This window comes from Pseudomonas sp. 50_B, from assembly GCF_017491625.1.
GTDB lineage: Bacteria > Pseudomonadota > Gammaproteobacteria > Pseudomonadales > Pseudomonadaceae > Aquipseudomonas > Aquipseudomonas danubii.
In genome coordinates this window covers 366,684-388,131 of sequence record NZ_JAFGYX010000001.1, presented here as the reverse complement: position 1 = coordinate 388,131, position 21,448 = coordinate 366,684, and the positions used below count along the sequence as shown (strand labels likewise).

At 61.8% G+C, this 21,448-nt stretch carries 24 protein-coding genes; 10 read left to right on the top strand and 14 right to left on the bottom strand.

Annotation, left to right across the window (positions count from 1 at the left end; all coding sequences use genetic code 11):
* Positions 1 to 39 precede the first annotated feature (39 nt).
* The 7 genes from rsd to J5M73_RS01820 form a co-directional block, all read right to left on the bottom strand.
* The gene (gene rsd / locus J5M73_RS01850) at positions 40 to 498 is read right to left on the bottom strand and encodes a sigma D regulator (RefSeq protein WP_102862217.1); all 459 of its coding nucleotides are present in this window, start codon (positions 496 to 498) and stop codon (positions 40 to 42) included.
* A gap of 208 nt (positions 499 to 706) precedes the next feature.
* Positions 707 to 1,228, bottom strand: a complete 522-nt coding sequence (locus J5M73_RS01845; protein WP_102862218.1) for a disulfide bond formation protein B — start codon at positions 1,226 to 1,228, stop codon at positions 707 to 709.
* A gap of 166 nt (positions 1,229 to 1,394) precedes the next feature.
* A complete protein-coding gene (locus J5M73_RS01840; protein WP_102862219.1) occupies positions 1,395 to 2,633 on the bottom strand; it encodes a heme biosynthesis protein HemY in 1,239 nt (412 codons plus the stop codon).
* Positions 2,630 to 3,769: a uroporphyrinogen-III C-methyltransferase gene (locus J5M73_RS01835; protein ID WP_102862220.1), complete on the bottom strand. Its 1,140-nt coding sequence runs from the start codon at positions 3,767 to 3,769 to the stop codon at positions 2,630 to 2,632. Before J5M73_RS01835 ends, J5M73_RS01840 begins: the two co-directional genes overlap by 4 nt.
* Before the next feature lie 17 nt (positions 3,770 to 3,786).
* Positions 3,787 to 4,554 (bottom strand): uroporphyrinogen-III synthase, encoded by a 768-nt coding sequence (locus tag J5M73_RS01830; RefSeq protein ID WP_102862221.1) that lies wholly within the window; start codon positions 4,552 to 4,554, stop codon positions 3,787 to 3,789.
* Positions 4,551 to 5,492, bottom strand: a complete 942-nt coding sequence (gene hemC, locus J5M73_RS01825) for a hydroxymethylbilane synthase (protein ID WP_102862222.1) — start codon at positions 5,490 to 5,492, stop codon at positions 4,551 to 4,553. The genes J5M73_RS01830 and hemC overlap by 4 nt, the downstream gene beginning before the upstream one ends.
* Before the next feature lie 126 nt (positions 5,493 to 5,618).
* On the bottom strand, positions 5,619 to 6,365 hold the full coding sequence (locus tag J5M73_RS01820; RefSeq protein ID WP_102862223.1) for a LytTR family DNA-binding domain-containing protein: 747 nt from the start codon (positions 6,363 to 6,365) through the stop codon (positions 5,619 to 5,621).
* A 622-nt stretch (positions 6,366 to 6,987) separates the two neighbouring features.
* On the opposite strand from J5M73_RS01820, the gene argH reads away from it, so the two are divergent.
* Positions 6,988 to 8,382: an argininosuccinate lyase gene (gene argH, locus J5M73_RS01815; protein ID WP_102862224.1), complete on the top strand. Its 1,395-nt coding sequence runs from the start codon at positions 6,988 to 6,990 to the stop codon at positions 8,380 to 8,382.
* A 60-nt stretch (positions 8,383 to 8,442) separates the two neighbouring features.
* Here argH and J5M73_RS01810 read toward each other — a convergent pair whose 3' ends face one another.
* Positions 8,443 to 9,090 (bottom strand): glutathione S-transferase, encoded by a 648-nt coding sequence (locus J5M73_RS01810; RefSeq protein WP_102862225.1) that lies wholly within the window; start codon positions 9,088 to 9,090, stop codon positions 8,443 to 8,445.
* A 125-nt stretch (positions 9,091 to 9,215) separates the two neighbouring features.
* Here J5M73_RS01810 and J5M73_RS01805 point away from each other — a divergent pair, with 125 nt between their 5' ends.
* From J5M73_RS01805 to J5M73_RS01795, 3 genes are all read left to right on the top strand, one after another.
* Complete coding sequence (locus J5M73_RS01805) at positions 9,216 to 9,500, top strand: hypothetical protein (RefSeq protein ID WP_102862226.1); 285 nt, start codon at positions 9,216 to 9,218, stop codon at positions 9,498 to 9,500.
* 193 nt (positions 9,501 to 9,693) lie between these two features.
* Positions 9,694 to 9,939, top strand: coding sequence for a TIGR02647 family protein (locus J5M73_RS01800; RefSeq protein ID WP_025130885.1), 246 nt, complete (start codon positions 9,694 to 9,696; stop codon positions 9,937 to 9,939).
* Between the two features lie 167 nt (positions 9,940 to 10,106).
* Positions 10,107 to 12,953 carry a class I adenylate cyclase gene (locus tag J5M73_RS01795; RefSeq protein WP_102862227.1) on the top strand — a complete coding sequence of 949 codons (2,847 nt, stop codon included), beginning with the start codon at positions 10,107 to 10,109 and terminating at the stop codon, positions 12,951 to 12,953.
* A gap of 7 nt (positions 12,954 to 12,960) precedes the next feature.
* On the opposite strand, the gene rnk is transcribed toward J5M73_RS01795, so the two are convergent.
* From rnk to cyaY, 3 genes are all read right to left on the bottom strand, one after another.
* Positions 12,961 to 13,374: a nucleoside diphosphate kinase regulator gene (rnk, locus tag J5M73_RS01790; RefSeq protein ID WP_011064182.1), complete on the bottom strand. Its 414-nt coding sequence runs from the start codon at positions 13,372 to 13,374 to the stop codon at positions 12,961 to 12,963.
* A 142-nt stretch (positions 13,375 to 13,516) separates the two neighbouring features.
* Entirely contained in the window at positions 13,517 to 13,750 is a 234-nt protein-coding gene (locus tag J5M73_RS01785; RefSeq protein ID WP_102862228.1) for a DUF1289 domain-containing protein, read from the bottom strand.
* 4 nt (positions 13,751 to 13,754) lie between these two features.
* On the bottom strand, positions 13,755 to 14,087 hold the full coding sequence (cyaY, locus tag J5M73_RS01780; protein ID WP_102862229.1) for an iron donor protein CyaY: 333 nt from the start codon (positions 14,085 to 14,087) through the stop codon (positions 13,755 to 13,757).
* Between the two features lie 239 nt (positions 14,088 to 14,326).
* Between cyaY and J5M73_RS01775 the strand changes: the two genes are divergently transcribed.
* The 6 genes from J5M73_RS01775 to J5M73_RS01750 are packed head-to-tail and all read left to right on the top strand — an operon-like array spanning position 14,327 to position 18,919.
* Positions 14,327 to 14,485 (top strand): lipoprotein, encoded by a 159-nt coding sequence (locus J5M73_RS01775; protein WP_082729310.1) that lies wholly within the window; start codon positions 14,327 to 14,329, stop codon positions 14,483 to 14,485.
* Positions 14,486 to 14,494: 9 nt separating this feature from the next.
* Complete coding sequence (gene lysA / locus J5M73_RS01770; protein WP_102862230.1) at positions 14,495 to 15,742, top strand: diaminopimelate decarboxylase; 1,248 nt, start codon at positions 14,495 to 14,497, stop codon at positions 15,740 to 15,742.
* Between the two features lie 4 nt (positions 15,743 to 15,746).
* Complete coding sequence (gene dapF, locus J5M73_RS01765; protein WP_102862231.1) at positions 15,747 to 16,577, top strand: diaminopimelate epimerase; 831 nt, start codon at positions 15,747 to 15,749, stop codon at positions 16,575 to 16,577.
* Between the two features lie 13 nt (positions 16,578 to 16,590).
* Positions 16,591 to 17,316, top strand: a complete 726-nt coding sequence (locus J5M73_RS01760) for a DUF484 family protein (protein ID WP_102862232.1) — start codon at positions 16,591 to 16,593, stop codon at positions 17,314 to 17,316.
* Positions 17,317 to 17,318: 2 nt separating this feature from the next.
* Entirely contained in the window at positions 17,319 to 18,215 is an 897-nt protein-coding gene (gene xerC, locus J5M73_RS01755; protein ID WP_102862233.1) for a tyrosine recombinase XerC, read from the top strand.
* On the top strand, positions 18,215 to 18,919 hold the full coding sequence (locus J5M73_RS01750) for an HAD family hydrolase (RefSeq protein WP_207814966.1): 705 nt from the start codon (positions 18,215 to 18,217) through the stop codon (positions 18,917 to 18,919). The genes xerC and J5M73_RS01750 overlap by 1 nt, the downstream gene beginning before the upstream one ends.
* Before the next feature lie 124 nt (positions 18,920 to 19,043).
* On the opposite strand, the gene sutA is transcribed toward J5M73_RS01750, so the two are convergent.
* From sutA to J5M73_RS01735, 3 genes are all read right to left on the bottom strand, one after another.
* Positions 19,044 to 19,367, bottom strand: a complete 324-nt coding sequence (sutA, locus tag J5M73_RS01745) for a transcriptional regulator SutA (RefSeq protein WP_007926654.1) — start codon at positions 19,365 to 19,367, stop codon at positions 19,044 to 19,046.
* 102 nt (positions 19,368 to 19,469) lie between these two features.
* Positions 19,470 to 19,895: a secondary thiamine-phosphate synthase enzyme YjbQ gene (locus tag J5M73_RS01740; RefSeq protein WP_102862235.1), complete on the bottom strand. Its 426-nt coding sequence runs from the start codon at positions 19,893 to 19,895 to the stop codon at positions 19,470 to 19,472.
* A gap of 209 nt (positions 19,896 to 20,104) precedes the next feature.
* Positions 20,105 to 21,442, bottom strand: a complete 1,338-nt coding sequence (locus tag J5M73_RS01735; RefSeq protein ID WP_102862236.1) for an ammonium transporter — start codon at positions 21,440 to 21,442, stop codon at positions 20,105 to 20,107.
* Positions 21,443 to 21,448 lie beyond the last annotated feature (6 nt).

Here is a 21,448-nt window from a genome sequence, read left to right as displayed (position 1 = left end):
CGCCAAGGCGTGCCGTTCCTGTATTGCTCCACCCTGTTTTCAGGCCTGAGCCACCGCGTCCTGCTTGTGGGCGTTATGCAGCACTTCGATCAGGCAATCTTCCAGTTCGAAGCGTTCGTGCAACAGGCCGCCCAGCTCCTTGAACTTCTGCGCCACACACTGACCCGCATCACACAGGTCGTTGAACGCCAGGAGCTTTTCAGTGATCACATCAATACGCGGATAGAGGGTATCGGCCAGCTCAAGCCCGCGCTTGTCGCCAAAGGCCTTGGCCTCGCTGGTGAGCTGCTCGTAGATTTCAAAATGACCGGCGGAAACGTAGTCCACCAGAATCCCGCAGAATTCCTGCAGCGATTTCTTGCTCTCGCTCAGGGCTTCGGGCTCGGCACCCAACGCATCATAGGCTCGAACCAGTTCGTGACGCTCCTGCAACCAGCGGTCGATCAGCAGATGCACTCCACCCCAGCGTTCCTGAGCATTCTGACAACTTTCGAGCATGGTGATCTCTCTTCCCTTATGGGTCATGCCGCTTGCCCGCCGCCCCCCTTCTGGAGACTCTGGATCCGGTCAGGCGCAACAGCATCGAGCAACATAATTCCAGTGACGCGTGCGGGCCAGATTATGCCCGCTCGACAACAGCATCAAGGTACGCAGGAGATAAAGTTCATACAAGCGTTTAATCCGCGCCCTCCCACCAAACCATGACTCAGGGCAACGCTGCAGCCTTGCGACTGGCTCGAGACAGGCGCAGCAGACGGTAGCCGCTGAAGATCAGCATGATCACGAAAAACAGCAGGCTCCACTCCGGCAGACTCATGTCGAGCAGGGTCCAGGTGACCTCCGCGCAGTCCGATGTCCCCACGAAGGTCAATTGCAGTGCCTGCCACCAGGACAGGTTGCGCAGCATGAACGGCATGTCCGGCAGGCAGGCCAGGAGTTGCTCGGAAGGAATGTTCTGCAACAACACATGACGCCCGGCAGTGATCACTCCGAACAGGCCCAGTATCAGGTTGAGCGCCCAGTAGACAGCTCGTCCCATGCGCCCCGGCCCCTGCACCACAGCCAGTAGATTGACGCCAGCGAACATCATCAGCAGCAAGCGTTGCACGCCCCACAAGGTGCAGGATTCCAGGCCACCACCGGATTGCAGGTTGAACGCCGCCCACGAGGCAAAAGCCCCCACCAGGAACACCAGGGAGAACAGCAAGCGAGAGCCGGCCAGCGACATGAGATATCCGTAACGGAGAGAAACAGGCAGCCACGGTAGAGAAAGCGCTCGCTCCTTTCAAGAAGCGCTATGCCGCAGCGGATCGACAATCAACCGTGAATGAGCCATCAACCCCAAATAAAAACAGGCCGGTTGCCTGCAACCGGCAACCGGCCCTGAAGACGCTTCAGATCCGTACCGGAACCGGCAACGGTGACGCCAGCAGGCGCTCGTCGAGCATTCCCAGGCCTTCCTGGAACAGCTGGTTGCTGCGCTCGGTATCGCCCAACTGAGCCAGCAAACGAGCCAGCTCGGCACAGGCCTCAGGATTGCGCTGCAGTCGCAGGCTGCTTTCCAGGTAGTCCCGGGCCTTGCCCCACAGACTGTTCTGCAGACACAGACGGCCCAGGGTCAGTAGCAAACTCGGGTCGTCCGCATGCTCCTTCAACCAATGCTCGGCAGTCTGCAACTGGCGCGATGGATCGCTGCCGCGCACCAATCCGTAGAGCCGTACCAGGTGGCTTTCATATTTGCGCTTGAGGGCTGTGCGCAGAGCCTCTTCAGCCTCGGCTCCTGCCCCCAGCTGACGCAGTTGTTCGGCGTAGGCCAGCACCAGCTGTGGCTCCTGGCGTTGGGCCGAAGTCAGTTGCTGCCAGGCTCGATTGAGAGACTGCAGGCCTGCCACCTGATCCTCTTCGCGCCGTGCCGCCAAGGTCAGGTTCTCACCCCAGGCGCGACGCTCCAGCTCCTGCAGCTCGCTGGCCGGCAGGGCCTTGTCCTTGCGCAACTCGGGCAGCAAACGGATCAGCGCCGACCAGTCACCACGCTGTTGATGCAGGCGCTGCAACTGGCGCAGGACCTGAACGCTATGGGGATGGCGCTCATGCATCGCTTGCAGGGTGCTCAGGGCACCTTCGGTATCACCGCGGTCGGTCTGCAACTGGGCATGACTCAAGGCGACCGCCAGCTCGGCCTGGGGCTGGCGAGTCAGTGCCCGCTCCAGCAACTGGTCGCACTCCTCATAGTGGCCTTGCTCGTTGGCGGCGCGGGCCGCACCGAGGTAATACAACAGTGGTTGACGTTCGGCCTCTGCAGCACGGTGCAGGTGTTTTTGCGCGCTGGCCCAACGACCTTCGGCAAGGTCCATCTGGCCCTGCTCGATGGCGATTTGTACCCGGCGACTCCGATTGCGCCGCGACCAGGGATTGACCACACCACCAGAGACCATCACCAATTCGATCAGCAGCTTGATGCCCCAGATCACCAACCAGATCAGCGCCACCAGGGCCAGGGTTGCCCACAGGCTCGATTCGTAGCGGAAGTTGCTGTAGGCGATCAGCACGTACCCGGGATGCTCGGCAATGGCCAACCCCAACAGGCCGATGGCTGCGATGAGCAGTAGAACGATCACATAGACGCGCTTCATGGGCTCGTCTCCTGGGCGGTGTTCGCCGCAGGTTTGGCCAGAGGCTTGACTGAATCTTCAGCGTTCAGATTGCGCCGCTCGAGATAGGCCTGGACCGTGCTCAGGGTCTTGGCCAGATCCGGGGTGACAACGGTCACGGGCTGCTTGCTCAGTTCGGACAAGCGCTCAAGCATGATCTTGCTTTGCGGATTGTCCTGATTGAAGTTGCTGGTCAGTACATCACGTGCCTCGGTCAGTGCCTGGGTATAGACCGCCGCCTGACCATTCAAGGCGGCCCACTGTGCTTGCTCCAACGTCAGGCTCAGGGCCAGGCGCACCTGAGTCAGCCCCTGGCCGGCCAGCAACGGACGGATGTTCTTGTCGGCATTGAAATCGATGCGGAAATAGCGGGAGATCTGATCCCACCACTGCGCCCAGCGGCTCGCGCCGTCACCGTCGGCGGTCAGCCCCAGCAGTGACTCGCCGCGGTCCTTGTACTCCGGAGCCACGGCGCTGAGTTCAAGGACCTGATCACGCAGGGCTCCCAGTTGCAGGAACAGGCCGGTGCGATCTGGTTGCTCGGTACTGCGCAAGGCCGCCAGGCTCTTGGCCAACTGCTCGCGTGCAGCGAAAGAGCCCGGGTCGTTCTGCTCCCGCAGGATATCGTCTGCGCCCTGGACCAGTGCCTGAGCACTGCTGATGTCTTGCAGTGCAGACAGACGCAGACTGGCCAGACGCAGCAGATGCTCGGCCTCGGCCAGGCGCCAGTCCTTGCGGCTGGCGCCGAGCACGGTTTCCAAGCGCTGGCTCAAGCGCTGCTGATCACCTTGCAACTGGGCCACCAGCCGCCGCCGGTCCTCCAGCTCATCGGCTGCCGGCAGTTGTTCCAGGCGTGCACTCAGGCGCTGTTCACTGAGTTTGAAACTCTGCGCCTGATCCCCCAGGGCCTGCAGCTGGCTCAGTTGCTGCTGGTTGTTGGCTTGCAGGCTGCGCACCTGCCAGATCCCCCAGCCGCCAGCGGCGACACCCGCCGCCCCCAGCAGCAGGGCCAGTATCGCCACCCCGTTGCCACGACGCTCAACGGTTGGGGTCGTGGGCTCGGCAGGTGCTTCAGGCACCGGCCGCACTTCATCTTTAGGCAAGGCTGTTTCGCTCACGTATCCATCCTTTGCGTTTAGAGAACGGGCACGGGTTGCTCCCGTAACGCCGTTAGCAAAGCCGCGGCACTGGCGCCGCGACAATCCACAACTTTTTCCGCCCCGGCGGCACGTGCCATTTCGGCGACCCGGGGACTTGGAACAAACAACGGCATCTTCGCCAACTGCGACCAGGCTGGGCCGGCCAACTGCTGCAAGTGGCTGAAACCCTGTCCACTGCTGACCACCAGGCCGTTCAAGCGTTCCCCCTCAATCCGCTCAAGCAGCGCATCCTTGGCGTAATGCGGCAGGCACCGGCGGTAGAGTTCCAGATAATCGACACTAGCACCTAGGTCACGCAAGCGCTCAGAGAGCAGCTCGCGACCGCCCTCTCCGCGGACGATCAGCACCCGTGGCTCAGGTCGCCGGATAGCCTCGCGCAATTGGGGAAGCTCAAGCAAGGCTTCGCTGTCATCACCTGTTTGAGGGTAGAAAACTTGCAGACCGGCATCCGCAAGGATCTGCCCGGTACCGGCACCGACACTGAACCAGCTTTGAGCGGGAGGCTGAGGCCAATAGGCTCGCAGCAAGCCAAGGCCAAGGTGCGCGGCAGGCTTGCTGACCACGATCAGCGCACAGTAACGATCCAGTTCCAGCAGGATCGCCCGCTGCGAATCGCTGACAGGCAAGGCTTGAATCTCCAGTAGCGGCAGGCTGCTGCTGAAGACACCGACCTCGGCCAGGGTCGCTGCCAATGCAGCACTATCCTCGCTCGGCCGGGTCAGCAGCAGGCGCCACCCGATCACTCTTCGCCCGCCTCGCCGTAGACCGCGCGCAGGATGTCATCGGCGCCCTGGGCCAGCAGGTCGTCTGCCACCTTCACCCCCAGCTCAGTGGCCGACGCTCGCGGGCCACGCGCTTGCGCGCTCAACAACAGTCCACCGCTAGGCTCACCGACCAGGCCTCGCAGCCAGATCTGATCGCCTTCGAGCACCGCGTAGCAGGCAATCGGAACCTGGCAGCCACCGTTCAAATGCTTGTTCAGCGCTCGCTCGGCAGTCACCCGGCTGGCTGTGTCGGCATGATGCAGAGGCGCCAGCAACGCGTGAATTTCAGTATCGGCACTACGGCACTCGATGCCGACTGCGCCTTGGCCACCGGCGGGCAGACTCTCATCGACACTGATGGACGAACTGATGCGGTCTTCGAAGCCCAGACGGATCAGGCCGGCGGCGGCCAGGATAATGGCGTCGTACTCACCGGCATCCAACTTGGCCAGCCGAGTATTGACGTTGCCCCGCAGAAAACGAATCTGCAGGTCAGGGCGACGGGTCAGCAGTTGGGCCTGGCGGCGCAGGCTGGAGGTACCCACCACGCTGCCTTCCGGCAATTGCTCAAGGCTGGCGTAGGTATTGGAAACAAAGGCGTCACGTGGATCTTCACGCTCGCAGATGCAGAACAACCCCAGGCCTTCGGGAAAGTCCATGGGCACATCTTTCATCGAATGCACAGCGATGTCGGCCTGGTTTTCCAGCAGTGCGGTTTCCAGCTCTTTGACGAACAGGCCCTTGCCGCCGATTTTCGACAGGGGCGAGTCCAGCAGTTTGTCACCGCGACTGACCATGGGCACCAGGGTCACGACGAGGCCCGGATGGGCCTCCTGCAGACGGGCTTTGACGTATTCGGCCTGCCACAAGGCCAGTGCACTTTTGCGGGTAGCGATGCGGATTTCGCGAGAGGACATGGATCAATCCGTACTGAATAGATACGGCAGATAATAACAGCTCAGCCAAAGCAGCTTTGACTTGTATCAGAAACGCAGCGCCCTCCCGACGCCAGGCTTGCCTTTTTGTGGGCCTTGAGTCGCGTTCTAGAGCTGCTGCATCATCTTGCGTACACCCGCCACATGACGTCGGCTAACGATCAGGGCATCACCATTGAGCCCCTTGAGGTACAGCTGGAAATGTCCCAGGGGCGTACGCTGCAGTCGTTCGATCCGCTCTCGCGCCACCAGCGCATTGCGGTGAATACGCACAAAGCGCTCACCAAATTCGTCTTCCAATGCCTTCAATGGCTCATCCAGAAGCACCTCGCCGCTTTCGTGGCGCAAGGTCACATACTTGTGGTCAGCAATGAAATACACCACCTGAGCCAGAGGAATCAGCTCGATACCCTTACGGGTGCGGGCGCTGATGTGACTACGCGGGCCATTGCCGCTTTCCGCCGCCGGCCGGGTCAGGGCCGCCAACTGCACACGATTGGGCTTCTCGGCCTTTTTCAGCGCCTCCAGCAGCAGTTCTGGGCGCACGGGCTTGACCAGGTGCCCGACCCCGCTGGCATCGAAGGCCTCTAAGGCGAATTCGTCCGGGGCCGCGCAAAACACCAGCGCCGGAGGCGTCTCGCGTTCGCACAATTTTCCGGCGACCTGCAGACCGTCCAGACCCGGCATACGGACATCGAGCAAGACGATATCCGGCTTCAGGCTGTCGATCAGGCTCAGTGCCTCTTCGCCATTGGTGGCGCTGGGCTCCAGGACACTGTATCCCTCAAGCTCACTGACCATCCGGCTCAGGCGCTCGCGGGCTAGGGGTTCGTCATCAACGATCAGGACATTCATATTGCGCTGGATTCCTGCGTGAGTCTCGCACAAGGATAGCGTAGACAGGTGGAGTGACGTCCGTCACGGCGATCCACGATAAGACTAGTGCGAAGGCCAAAAAGTGCCGCAAGTCGGGCACCAATATTTACCCGGACCTGCCCGATACCGCCCAAGGTCGGTGGATGCGCGACGGCGTTGCAGGGAATGCTGGTATTCAACACAAAGCCCCCCTCGTTACTGTGGTCGGTGTCCACCCTGGCCGCACCTGCCTCGTTTCGTGGGCGGGTTGCATGGACCTGCGCGGAGTGAACTCGATGGACAGACTCACTGCGAACACGCGAGGGGTGTTACGCAATTGTGCCGGTCCTCCTGTCCAACTGTAGACGGTTGCCAAGACGATATTGCTCAATCGATAAATATCGTTTGATCGATATCACCTTCCGCACTCAAGCCCCCCTGTCCTGATCCACTCCGGATTGTGCCGACCTCAGTCTCTGCGCCCTAGGGACCGGCGACAAGCCACGCAGACAGGCCCGGAGAAAAAAGCTGCCGACCAGTGCCAGCGACAGCCCAGGCAACCCTGTTATTATCGGCGCCTGTTTTTTACGCCATCTTCCTTCAGCAGATCACGAGCGAATTCATGAGCACTGACAAGACCAATCAGTCCTGGGGCGGCCGCTTCAGTGAACCCGTCGACGCCTTCGTCGCCCGCTTCACCGCCTCTGTCACTTTCGACCAGCGCCTGTATCGCCACGACATCATGGGCTCCATCGCTCATGCCACCATGCTGGCCAAGGTTGGCGTGCTCACTGACGCCGAGCGTGACAGCATCATCGACGGCCTGAAGACCATCCAGGGCGAGATCGAGGCCGGCAGCTTCGACTGGCGCGTGGACCTTGAAGACGTGCACATGAACATCGAAGCGCGCCTGACCGACCGCATCGGCATCACCGGCAAGAAGCTGCACACCGGACGCAGCCGCAATGATCAGGTGGCCACCGACATCCGCCTGTGGCTGCGGGACGAAATCGACCTGATCCTGGCCGAGATCACCCGCCTGCAAAAAGGCCTGCTGGAGCTGGCCGAGCGCGAAGCCGAAAGCATCATGCCGGGCTTCACTCACCTGCAGACCGCCCAGCCCGTGACCTTCGGGCACCACATGCTGGCCTGGTTCGAAATGCTCAGCCGCGACTACGAGCGCCTGGTGGACTGCCGCAAGCGCACCAACCGCATGCCCCTGGGCAGCGCTGCGCTGGCCGGCACCACCTACCCCATCGACCGCGAGCTGACCTGCCAGCTGCTGGGCTTCGAAGCCGTGGGCGGCAACTCCTTGGACAGCGTCTCCGACCGTGACTTCGCCATCGAATTCTGCGCCGCCGCCAGCGTGGCAATGATGCACCTGTCGCGCTTCTCCGAAGAGCTGGTGCTGTGGACCAGCGCGCAGTTCCAGTTCATCGATCTGCCGGACCGCTTCTGCACCGGCAGCTCGATCATGCCGCAAAAGAAAAACCCCGACGTACCAGAGCTGGTGCGGGGCAAGAGCGGCCGAGTGTTTGGCGCACTGATGGGCCTGCTGACCCTGATGAAGGGCCAGCCCCTGGCGTACAACAAGGACAATCAGGAAGACAAGGAACCGCTGTTCGACGCCGCCGACACTCTGCGCGACTCACTGCGGGCCTTCGCCGACATGATCCCGGCCATCAAGCCCAAGCACGCCATCATGCGTGAAGCGGCCCTGCGTGGCTTCTCCACCGCTACCGACCTGGCGGACTACCTGGTGCGCCGTGGCCTGCCGTTCCGTGACTGCCACGAAATCGTCGGCCACGCCGTGAAGTACGGTGTGGAGACTGGCAAGGACCTGGCAGAAATGAGCCTGGAAGAACTGCGCAAATTCAGCGACCAGATCGAGCAGGACGTGTTTGCCGTGCTGACCCTGGAAGGTTCGGTGAATGCTCGTAATCACATCGGCGGCACCGCTCCAGCCCAGGTCCGGGCTGCCGTGGCTCGCGGCCAGGCGTTGCTGGCCAGCCGCTAAGCCCCTGCCCTTAGGGGCCGGCAACTCTTCTGCCGGTCCCTGCAAGCGGGCTACCCGACGCTAGCGCCCCGATCGCCTGGCGGTAATGAGCGCAGCCTTGTCAGCAGCAATCCGCCTGGCGTTGGGCGTCTGTTCCAGGCGCTCCAACAGGGCCCTGGCCTCTGGCATATCGGCCAGAAAATCGATCCCGAACAGCTTGTCCCCAACGACCAGGGCCAGGTTCACGCTGTACTGGAAATACAGGTCCGCCACGCTCAGGCTGGTACCCGCCACATAAGGCGCGAACCGAGCATGCCGGCGCAATGCGGCAAACCCCTGCAGCAATTCAACTCCAGCCTTTTCCTTGATGGCCTCGGGCAGCGTTGCACCGAAGAACACTTCGGGGAAACAGGCTCGGGCCGGCAGCTCGATATAGAGTTCGATCTCCTTGGCCAGTGCCAGCACCTGTGCCCTCTCGAAGGCATCTCCCGGTAGCAACGCCGGCTCGGGATGGACCTGCTCCAGGTAATCGAGAATCACGCTGGTTTCACTGATAAAGCCCTGCTCCACTTCCAGCACCGGAACCTTGCCCCGAGGACTGATGGCCAGCGCCTCGGGGCTCTGGCCGGCGTAGAACAACACCTCCTCGAAGGGCAGGCCCTTTTCCAGCAGGGCCAGTTTGACCATGTTGTAGTAGTTGCTGATGGCGAACCCATAAAGCTTGAACATCCCATAGCCTCCAGGCCGTGCAGGGGGTCGGCAGGACTTTTTATAGAAGGTTAATCCACTTCTGACCAGCAGCATCCAGCCTCTGAATACGAGTAAACTGGCGACCTTTCCTTGAGGAGCCTGCCATGAGCGAGCCAACCGATATCGACAACGACGAAGAAGAGTTCGCCGAAAACACCCTGATCGAAGCGATCGAGAACCAGATCGAAAGCGACAATCCGCCAGCAGCCAAGGCCACCTTCAACAAGCTGACTCTGGTGGGTTACGAGCGGGAAGAAATCCTCAACCTGATGGCCCACGTCCTGGCTGTCGAGATCGATGCGATCCTCGAGGAAGACCGCGCCTTCGATACCCAATGGTACGAAGCCGCGCTGCGCGCCCTGCCGGAACTGCCTCCAGAGAAGCAGTAAGCCGCTACCACCGGAGCGCTGCCCGCAGCAACGCTCCGGCACGCCACTCCCGACCTGACTACACTGCAGGCACCCTGCGGCCAAAGACCGCTGCCCCCAGGTACAAAAGTCCTCAGCGAATGCTGGACACGCCGCCGTTCTGCGGTCACCTTAAGAACGCTGACCTCTCATTCCTAGAAAGTCTGGAGTCCTTATGTCGTATACCCCTGAGTTGGTTGCCGAACTGGAAATCCTTGCACTCTTCAACCTGGACAACTCCCAGGAAGGCCTGAAAATCCATCAGACCGCCGCCCCTTCTGCCATCGCCGCCGCCCAACGCCTGTTTGACAAAGAACTGATTACCCAGCCCGATGGGGGCTACCTGACCAGCCTTGGCCGGGATGCTGCTGAACATGCCCAAGGCCTGCTGACCATCCTGAGCGTCAAAGAAACCGCCTGAACACCGTTCCTCGGCCTGCGGGGTTCCCGTCTGTCGGATTCCGTAGGCACCCTCCCGCCAATACGCTAGAAATCTGGCGTCAAAAAACAAAATCAGCTTAAGGCTCGGTCTTGTCTGACGATAAACTGCTGCCGTCCTCAAACCGCCACGTTCGAGCTCAGCTTGAAATGCCCCATACCCATGAAATCCGTCCCGATCTGGATGAAGGAATCGATCGCAAGGTTCTCAGTCAACTGCGCGCGCGTTTTCTCACCCTCAATGCCGGACGCATGGCTCGGGCAATGGAAGGGTTGTCGGCACGCCAGCAGCTGGTCCTCAACCTGCTGCCACTGTTCTTTCACGTCAATCACCCCCTGCTGCCCGGCTACGTTTCCGGCGCTACCCCGGCGGGACTGTCCAACTACGAGCCCGACCCGCAAGCCCTGGCTGAAGCCCAGCGCCTGACCCGTTCCTTTTCCTACAAGCCTCGTCATGGCAATCCACCTCGTCCTATCCACGGCCTGTTTCTCATGGGCAGCCTGGGCACCCTGGCCCAGGCGGACCAGAGCGACATGGATGTCTGGGTGTGCCATGCGCCGGACCTGAGCGAAACCGAGCTGGCCGAACTGCAGAAGAAATGCCAGTTGCTGGAAGCCTGGGCCGCGGGCCAGGGCGCCGAGGCGCATTTTTTCCTGATCGACCCCAACCGCTTTGTTCGCGGTGAGCGGGATACACAGCTGAGTTCGGATGATTGCGGCACCACCCAGCACTACCTGCTGCTCGACGAGTTCTACCGCACCGCCATCTGGCTGGCCGGACGCACGCCGTTGTGGTGGCTGGTGCCGGTGTACGAGGAGTCCCGCTACGAGCGCTACATCCACACCCTGCTCTCCAAGCGCTTCGTACCCGCCGAAGAGAACCTGGACCTGGGCCACATGGCACGCATTCCGCCCGGCGAGTTCATCGGAGCCGGACTCTGGCAGCTGTTCAAGGGCATCGAGTCCCCCTACAAATCAGTACTCAAGCTGCTGCTGATCGAGGTCTACGCCAGTGAGCATCCCAGGGTCCAGTGCCTGAGCCTGCGCTTCAAGCAGGCGGTGTTCGCCAACCGCCTGGACCTGGACGAGCTCGACCCCTATATCGTGGTTTACCGACGCATCGAGGAATACCTCAAGGCCCGTGGCGAGCCCGAGCGTCTGGAACTGGTACGGCGCAGCCTGTACCTCAAGGTCAACCGCAAGCTTTCCAGCGGCAATGGCGCTCGCAGCCCGAGCTGGCAGCGGGCACTGCTTGAGCGCCTGGCCAGCGAATGGGGCTGGGATCAGCGCCAGTTGGCCCTGCTGGACAGTCGCAGCCAATGGAAAGTGCGCCAAGTCAGCAGCGAGCGCCGGGCGCTGGTCAACGAGCTCAACTACAGCTACCGCTTCCTGACCCAGTTCGCCCGCACCGAACAGGCCGCCAGCCTGATCAATAAACGCGACTTGAACGTGCTGGGCCGACGCCTGTACGCGGCATTCGAACGCAAGGCGGGGAAAATCGAGTTCATCAATCCCGGCATCGCCCCGGACCTCGCGGAAGACACCCTGACCCTGGTGCAATCGCCGAACAAGAAAGAACCAGGGCAGACTCATTGGGGCCTGTACAACGGCAATCTGACCGCCCTGGAGTGGGAGCACTTCGCGCCTATCAAGCGCAGCCGTGAATTGCTTGAGCTGCTGACCTGGTGCCATCGCAATGGGGTGATCGATAGCAGCACGCGCCTGGCCCTGCACCCTGGCAGCAGCGACCTGAGCGAGTTCGAGCTGTTCAACTTGCTTGGCAGCCTGCAACAGACGGTGGCCCTGCCACTGACCACCGTCGACGAAGAACAGCTGCTGCATGCCAGCGTACCCGGCGAAGTGCTGATCCTGGTGAACGTCGGAGTCGACCCGCTCAAGCATCACCGCGACCTGAACATTCTCATGACCACCGAGCGCACCGACTCCCTGAGCTACGCCGGGGTGCGGGAAAACCTGGTGCTGACCCTGGATCAGGTCACCCTCAATAGCTGGAACGAGGTCATGGTCGGGCGCTATGACGCTGAACATGCCTTGCTCGAATGCCTGCGGGACTACCTCAATAACCTGCCGTCCGACTCACAACCACGGTTGCGGGTCCGCTGCTTCTGCCACAACCGCGCACAGTTCATCGCTCGGCGGGTGGAGGAGCTGTTCGAAACCGCGCACCACCTCCTGCTCAGTCAGCTCAACTACCGCTACCTGATCCAGGTCCAGCAGCACTTTCACGTCCTCGAACTGGTACCCGGCCAGGTTCGGCATCGGGCCATGGCGACACCCGCCGCACTGCTTGAATACCTGGGCCAGGAGCAAGCCCGCTATAGCCCCCTGCACCTCGATCCCATGGCCCTGGAAGATCACGACCTGGCGCTGATCCTGCCCATGGGCCAGCCAGACTGCATTCAGGTGTTCTATCGGATCATCGAGCAGCACGCCGAACTCTATATCCTCGATGAGCACAACGCCCTGTGGCAGCAGACCCTGGCGTACCACGACGAACAAAGCCTGCTGGTGCCCCTGCAGCGCTTCCTGCAGTCGATCCTCTACCGCCGTGAAGCGCTACAGTCGATGGACAGTAGCCAGGGCGAGAAACCTTTGGACACACTCTACTTGCAGATACTGCCCTCAGGCACCGGTCGGGCGCGCCGGGTAGAGCCGCGACCAGCACCTGCGACCCCGGTGGACAAAGCCTTTTATGACGTGCAGGCGATCATCGGCAAGGCTGCACCTGGCCAGGTGCAAGTCTCGCTGTACTGCAATCAACGGGAGTTTTCCGAACTGGAATATGGCAACCAGCTATTCAGCGCGGTGGCCCAGGAAATCGTCGGACAGCGCCGTGAACCGGAACGCTATCGCTGCTACATCACCGACCTGGACCTGTCCGGCCTGCTCGGTGATATGCAAAGTTCGAGCATTGTGTATCTGCGCTACAAGGCCAGCCTGGAGCGCGCACTGAACGACGCGCTCGAGCAGGTCTAGCCGCAAATCAGAGGTGGTAGTCGCCCGCGGCTTCCGGCTGGTATTCCACTTCCAGCAGAGTCAGCTTCAGGGTCTTGCCACCCGGCGCCGGCCAGTCGATGTATTGACCCACCTGCAAGCCCAGCAAGGCACTGCCCACGGGTGCAAGGATCGAAATCTTGCCTTCGTCGGCGTTGGCGTCCTGTGGATAAACCAGGGTCAGGTGATAGTCCTTGCCACTGCTTTCCTCACGGCAATGCACACGCGAGTTCATGGTTACGACACCGGCCGGTACTTCATCGTGACCCACCAGCGTTTCGGCACGATCCAACTCGGTTTGCAGTGCAATGACGCCTGGCAGCGAGTCGTCCAGGCTGTCGATCAGGCGCTCCAGACGTTGCACGTCAAGGCGGGTAAGGATGATGGATGGTGCAGTACTCATGATCCTGGCTGACTCCTATTTTTTCTGCACAAAAAAGCAAAACCCCGCCAAATAAGACGGGGTTCTCACCGGCCTCAATGTAGCGAGGCGAAGTCGGACACTATCACAGCACACTGAATAAACAAACCGTACCAGTACGAACCTAAAGTCCCCCGGCTGTACCGCTCTGTTTGCGCTGCAGCGCTTGTGCGCAGATCACTCGCCGCCGCTCGTCATCGGCCGAACGCCACTCGCGAATATCCTCCACATGGCGGAAACAGCCGCGGCAGACCTTCTCCTCATCGAGACGGCACAGACTGATGCACGGCGAACTGACCGCTGGGCTGACATTACTGTAGAGCGGCTTGGGCGGTCGGGCTGCGGCGGGCTGAGTCACGACCTCAGAGCCCTTCGAAATCGAGCTTGATATCCGCCTGTTCGAGAACGATGCGTTCCAGCATCTCCCCCAGCTGCTCTTCACTCTTGTCGCACATCCAGCGCTCGCTTTCCTCGTCGTAGTCGAAGTGGAAACCACCGGAGCGGGCGGCCAGCCACAGCTGGCGCAAAGGTTCCTGGCGACTGAAGATCACCTGGCTGCCGTTGTCGAACTTGACGGTGAGCACTCCGGCGGAGCTTTCCAGGTCAATGTCCAGGTCGCTCTCATCGAAAATATCCTCCAGCGTCTGCTGGGTGGCGTCCACCAGGTCGTGAAAACGGGCTTCGGTCAAACTCATTGCAGGAACCTCAAAAAGTGTCTACTCACGCTCAAGCGCCGCAAGATACGGACGCTCCCCGGCGAATGCAAAGGATACCGAACAGGTGGATAAATGCGACGCCCATTGTGTCGGAAGCCGACCAAAGCCTCTGAGCAGCCCCTGGCAAAGGCCCGCTGGACGGGAGTTACGCTGCATAGGCAAGCTGCCGGGTGGCCGGTATACTCGGGCGCAATTTACGCATTCTCAAGGATTTCGCCATGAAGCGCCTGATCTCTTCCCTTGCTGCGCTCGTCGCGGTTGCCTGCCTTGTTACCGCCTGCGGCCAGAAAGGCCCGCTGTATCTGCCCGATGACAGCAAATCCCCAGAAGAACAGGCGAAATCGCAGTCGAAGTCGCACAAGCACGACACCTACTAAGGGCTCACCATGGACGCTTTCAACTACCGCGACGGTGAGCTGTTCGCGGAAGGCGTAGCCCTGTCCGCCATTGCCGAGCGTTTCGGCACGCCGACCTACGTCTACTCCCGAGCGCACATCGAGGCCCAGTACCTGGCCTATGCCGAGGCGCTTGCCGGCATGCCGCACCTGGTCTGCTTCGCGGTAAAAGCCAACTCCAACCTGGGTGTGCTGAATGTCCTGGCGCGCTTGGGCGCAGGCTTCGACATCGTCTCCCGGGGCGAGCTGGAGCGCGTCCTGGCGGCTGGCGGCCAAGCCGACAAGATTGTCTTTTCCGGTGTCGGCAAGACCCGTGACGACATGCGCCGAGCCCTGGAAGTGGGCGTCCATTGCTTCAACGTCGAGTCCGCAGAAGAGCTTGAGCGCCTGCAGCTGGTGGCCGCCGAACTGGGTGTTCGCGCGCCAATCTCGCTGCGAGTCAATCCCGACGTCGATGCCGGCACTCACCCGTATATCTCCACCGGGCTCAAGGAAAACAAGTTCGGCATCGACATTGCGACTGCCGAGGACGTGTACATCCGCGCCGCGCAGCTGCCGAACCTGGATATCGTCGGGGTCGACTGCCACATCGGCTCGCAACTCACCACCCTGGCCCCTTTCATCGACGCCCTCGACCGCCTGCTGGATCTGGTGGACCGTCTTGGAGAATGCGGCATCTACCTGCGCCACATCGATCTGGGTGGCGGTCTGGGCGTGCGTTATCGCGACGAAGAGCCGCCACTGGCCGCCGACTACATCAAGGCCGTGCGTGAACGCCTGGATGGCCGCGACCTGGCCCTGGTGTTCGAACCGGGCCGCTTCATCGTGGCCAACGCCGGTGTACTGCTGACCCGTGTCGAGTACCTCAAGCACACCGAACACAAGGATTTCGCCATCGTCGACGGCGCCATGAACGACCTGATCCGCCCAGCGCTGTACCAGGCCTGGATGGATGTCAGTGCCGTCCAGCCGCGGGATGCCGAACCCCGCACCTACGACATCGTCGGACCGATCTGCGAAACCGGCGACTTCCTCGCCAAGGAACGCAACCTGGCCCTGGCCGAGGGCGATCTGCTGGCGGTGCATTCTGCTGGCGCCTATGGTTTCGTCATGAGCTCGAACTACAACACCCGCGGCCGTGCCGCAGAAGTACTGGTCGATGGTGACCAGGCTGTTGAAGTGCGTCGCCGCGAGACGGTAGCCGAGTTATTCGCTGGCGAAAGCCTGCTGCCGGAGTAAGACCATGCTGCTGCGTTTTACCAAGATGCATGGCCTGGGCAATGACTTCATGGTTCTCGACCTGGTCAGCCAGCACGCGCATATTCTGCCCAAGCACGCCAAACAATGGGGTGATCGCCATACCGGAATCGGCTTCGATCAACTGCTGATCGTCGAGGCCCCGAGCAACCCGGACGTGGACTTCCGCTACCGGATCTTCAACTCCGACGGCTCCGAAGTGGAACAGTGCGGCAACGGCGCCCGCTGCTTCGCCCGTTTCGTACTGGACAAGCGCCTGACCACCAAGCGTCAGATCCGCGTCGAGACCAAGAGCGGCGTCATCGAACTGGATGTACGCAACGACGGACAGATCAGCGTCAACATGGGGGCTCCGCGCCTGGTGCCGGCGGACATTCCGTTCCAGGCCCCGGCCCAGGCCGACAGCTACACGCTGGACGTCGACGGCCTGCAGGTCGAGCTGGCCGCCGTGTCCATGGGCAACCCTCACGCCGTGTTGCGGGTGGATGACATCAACAGCGCGCCGGTACACGAACTGGGGCCGAAGATCGAGCATCACCCGCGCTTCCCGGCGCGGGTCAATGTCGGCTTTCTCCAGGTGCTGGACCGTCAACGCGCGCAATTGCGGGTCTGGGAACGTGGCGCCGGGGAAACCCAGGCCTGCGGTACCGGCGCCTGCGCAGCCGCAGTGGCCGCGATCAGCCAGGGGTGGATGGATTCGCCCCTATTGATCGACCTGCCGGGCGGGCGCCTGTCCATTGAATGGGCAGGCCCTGGCCAACCGGTGATGATGACCGGTCCGGCAGTGCGCGTATACGAAGGACAGGTGCGTCTTTAAGTGAGCGAAATCCATGACTGATCAGCCGCAGGCTCCCGCCGCAAAGCCCGACCCAACGCCTTCTGCCGACCTGGACGCAGCCGCCGTTGCCGCGTACCTGGAGGCCCATCCGGACTTCTTCGTCGAGCACGACGAGTTGCTCCCGGCCTTGCGCATTCCGCACCAGCGCGGCGACACCGTATCGCTGGTGGAGCGGCAGATGAAGATCCTGCGCGAGCGCAACATCGAGATGCGCCATCGCCTGTCGCAATTGATGGACGTGGCCCGGGACAACGACCGGCTGTTCGACAAGACCCGACGCCTGATCCTGGCCCTGATGGACGCCACCAGCCTGGAAGAGGTGGTGATGAGTGTCGAAGACAGCCTGCGCCAGGATTTCCAGGTGCCCTTCGTCAGCCTGATTCTGTTCAGCGACAGCCCCATGCCGGTAGGCCGCTGGGTCTGCGCCGCCGAAGCCCAGGGCGCCATCGGCGGCCTGCTTTCAGAAGGCAAGAGTGTCAGTGGCAGTCTGCGCGAGCACGAACTGGACTTTCTCTTCGGCGAAGAACAGCGCAAGCAGATCGGCTCCACTGCGGTAGTCGCCCTGGCGCACCAGGGCATGCACGGTGTACTGGCTATCGCCAGCCGTGACCCGCAGCACTACAAGAGCTCGGTAGGCACCCTGTTCCTCAATTACATTGCTGAAGTCACCGGCCGCGTGCTGCCGCGCTTCACTCACTCGCTGCGCTCGGTACGCTGACCATGCAGCAGCAACTGGATGCCTACTGCGCACACCTGCGCAGTGAGCGCCAGGTGTCGGCCCATACCCTGCTGGCCTACCGGCGCGATCTCGACAAGGTGTTGGGATTCTGTGAAAAGCAGCAGGTGCGCAGCTGGACCGACCTGGATATCCAGGGCTTGCGCAGCATGATTGCCCGCCTGCACCAGCAAGGTCAGTCATCACGCAGCCTGGCACGCCTTCTGTCCGCCGTGCGCGGGCTCTATCACTACCTGAACCGCGAAGGGCTGTGCGATCACGACCCGGCCAACGGCCTGGCACCGCCCAAGGGCGAACGTCGCCTGCCCAAGACCCTGGATACCGATCGCGCCCTGCAACTGCTCGACGGCGCGGTAGAAGACGACTTCCTGGCCCATCGCGACCAGGCGATCCTGGAACTGTTCTACTCCTGCGGCTTGCGTCTCTCCGAGCTGACCAGCCTGAACCTCGAACAGCTGGATCTGGCCGACGGCCTGGTGCAGGTGCTGGGCAAAGGCAGCAAGACCCGTGTGCTGCCGGTGGGCAAGAAGGCCCGGGAAGCCCTGACGCTGTGGCTGCCGCTGCGAGCCCTGAGCAACCCGCCGGACGGCGCCCTGTTCGTCAGCCAGAAGGGGCGCCGCCTGGGGCCACGAGCCATTCAGTTGCGGGTCAAGGCCGCCGGCGAGCGGGAACTGGGACAGAACCTGCACCCGCACATGCTGCGCCACTCCTTTGCCAGCCACCTGCTGGAGTCCTCCCAGGACCTGCGAGCCGTGCAAGAGTTGCTGGGGCATTCGGACATCAAGACCACTCAGATCTATACCCACCTGGACTTCCAGCACCTGGCAGCGGTCTATGACAGCGCCCATCCACGGGCCAAACGCAACAAAGGCGGTGAGTAATGACCATCAAGCTGATCACCTTCGACCTCGACGACACCTTGTGGGATACCGCGCCGGTGATTGTCAGCGCCGAAGCCACCCTGCGCCAGTGGTTGACCGATCACGCACCGAATCTCGGCGGCGTGCCGGTGGAGCATCTGTGGGCCATTCGCGAACGGGTGCTGCAGGACGAGCCGACGCTCAAGTACCGGATCAGCGCCCTGCGCCGCCGGGTGCTGTTCCATGCCCTGCAAGAGGCCGGGTATGAGCACAGCCAAGCCAGCCAGCTGGCCGATCAGAGCTTCGAAGTGTTCCTGCATGCCAGGCATCAGCTGGACATCTTCCCCGAGGTGCTGCCGACCCTGGAGGCCCTGGCCAATCATTTCGCCCTTGGTGTCGTCACCAACGGCAATGCCGACGTACGTCGCCTGGGCCTGGCGGACTACTTCAAGTTCGCCCTGTGCGCCGAAGACATCGGGGTCGCCAAGCCGGATGCACGGCTGTTCCATGAAGCCCTGCAGCGCGGTGGTGCCACCGCGGATACTGCCGTGCACATCGGCGATCACCCGGGCGACGACATTGCCGGCGCCCAGCAGGCGGGCCTGCGGGCCATCTGGTTCAATCCTGCGGGCAAGGCCTGGGAAGCCGAGCGCGCCCCTGATGCCGAGATTCGCAGCCTCAAAGAACTGCCAGCACTGCTGGGTCGCTGGCACAGCGGCACCTGATGCGGCTCGTTCTGTAGGAGCGAGCTTGCTCGCGATCGCCGCCACGCGGCGCCATTTACCCGGCACGCGCCCATGAAAAAGCCCGCAGCGACGGCGGGCTTTTTCAGCAAGCAAGTAACAAGGCTCAGATCGGCCGGCTGCCGTACTTGTTATCAGGCTTCTTGGGCGGATCGGCGACCACATTGGCCTCGACTTCCTGCACTTTGCCGCCACGGGCCAGGAACTCTTCCATGGCACGCGCCAGTGCATCACGCTCCTTGTTCTTGGCTTCGACACTCGGCAGCTCGTCTACCGAGACCGCGGCCTTGGCCTTGCCTTTGGCGGTCGGAGCAGGAACATCACTGCCGTCGTCTTCCGCCACATCGTCGGCGGCCGCTTCAAGACCTTCTTCGGTTTCGTCTTCGTCACCTACTTCGAGGTCGTCGTTTTCCAGATCATCGTCGCTCATGTTCTACCTCATGACTTGCGAAAAGCAGATTAGTTATAGCCCAGCTGCGCCGACTGTCGAAGGCTGCCGGAAAAAAATCAACGTCCACTGATACTCAGCGGCTTATGCCCTATCACCCTGCAGGGTGGCAAGGACTTTGCGAGCACCGCCATGATCGCGATGCTCGCCCAGATAAACACCTTGCCAGGTGCCTAGCGCCAAGCGCCCCGCCGCTACCGGCAAAGTCAGCTGACAGCCTAGCAAACTGGCTTTGAAGTGCGCCGGAAGGTCGTCCGCGCCCTCGTCGTCATGTTCGTACCCGGCCATGCCTTGAGGCACCAGGGTGTTGAAGAAACGCTCGAAGTCACGCCGTACCGCCGGATCGGCGTTCTCGTTGATGGTCAACGAGGCCGAGGTATGTTGCAGCCATAAATGCAGCAGACCAACCCGACATGCCCTCAACTCAGGCAGGCCGGCGAGCAACTCGTCCGTCACCAGATGAAAGCCCCGGGGCCTGGCCCGCAGGGTAATCAGGGTCTGTTGCCACATACCGATCTCCACGCTTCGGCGCGCATTCTAGCGCGCTCAGGGAAAAAACAAAGCGCCGAATAATCCTGCTTTAGTGTAAGCATTTGTCCTGCTGGAAATCGCCACGGCATACACGCCAATGCTTGTCAGTAAATCCATTCAGCCTTTCTCAATGACAAATGCCAGGCAAAAAAATGCCCGGCCGGAGCCGGGCGTTTTTTCAGGCGCGATTACAGGTTGTAACCCCGCTCGTTGTGTTGTGCCAGATCGAGGCCGACCGCTTCTTCTTCCTCGGTAACCCGAAGCCCGATGATGGCATCCAGGACCTTGAGAATGATGTAGGTCACGATCGCGGTGTAGATCACGGTAAAGCCCACACCTTTGCACTGAATCCAGACTTGCGCGGCGATGTCGGTCACGGTGCCGAAGCCGCCCAGAGATGGAGCGGCGAACACACCGGTGAGGATCGCGCCAAGAATACCGCCGATGCCGTGAACGCCGAAGGCATCCAGGGAGTCGTCATAACCCAGCTTGCGCTTGAGGCTGGTGGCACAGAAGAAGCACACCACGCCAGCGGCCAGGCCGATGATCAGGGCGCCCATCGGGCCAACGGTGCCCGCTGCCGGAGTGATGGCTACCAGGCCGGCGACCACGCCCGAAGCGATACCCAGCGCGCTTGGCTTGCCGTGGGTGATCCACTCGGCAAACATCCAGCCCAGGGCCGCGGCGGCAGTAGCGATCTGCGTCACCAGCATGGCCATGCCGGCAGTACCGTTGGCCGCAGCGGCGGAACCGGCGTTAAAGCCGAACCAACCGACCCACAGCATGGCCGCGCCCATCAGGGTATAGCCCAGGTTGTGGGGAGCCATCGGCGTGGTAGGGAAGCCTTTGCGCTTGCCCAGTACCAGGCACGCCACCAGGCCTGCGATACCGGCATTGATGTGGACCACGGTGCCGCCGGCGAAATCCAGCACGCCCCAGTCCCACATCAGGCCGCCGTTGCCGGACCAGACCATGTGCGCGATCGGTGCATACACCAGGGTGAACCAGACGCCCATGAAGATCAGCATGGCGGAGAACTTCATCCGCTCGGCGAAGGCACCGACAATCAACGCCGGAGTGATGATGGCGAAAGTCATCTGGAAGGTGATGAACACCGCTTCAGGGAACAGCGCCGCTGGGCCGGTTACGCTGGCTGGGGTCACGCCCGCCAGGAAGGCCTTGCCCAGGCCACCGAAGAAGGAGTTGAAGTTGACGACGCCCTGCTCCATGCCCGTCGTGTCGAACGCAATGCTGTAGCCATAGATGACCCACAGAATGCTGATCAGGCCGGTAATGGCAAAGCACTGCATCAGCACCGAAAGAATGTTTTTCGACCGCACCATGCCGCCGTAGAACAGCGCCAGGCCAGGAATGGTCATGAACAGCACCAAGGCTGTGGAAGTCAGCATCCAGGCGGTGTCGCCGGAATTGAGGACTGGAGCCGCCACTTCGTCTGCCGCCATGGCCAGGCCAGGCATTACGAGGGACAAAAGGGCTCCTAGCCCTGCGAATTTACGCAGAGTCATATTGTT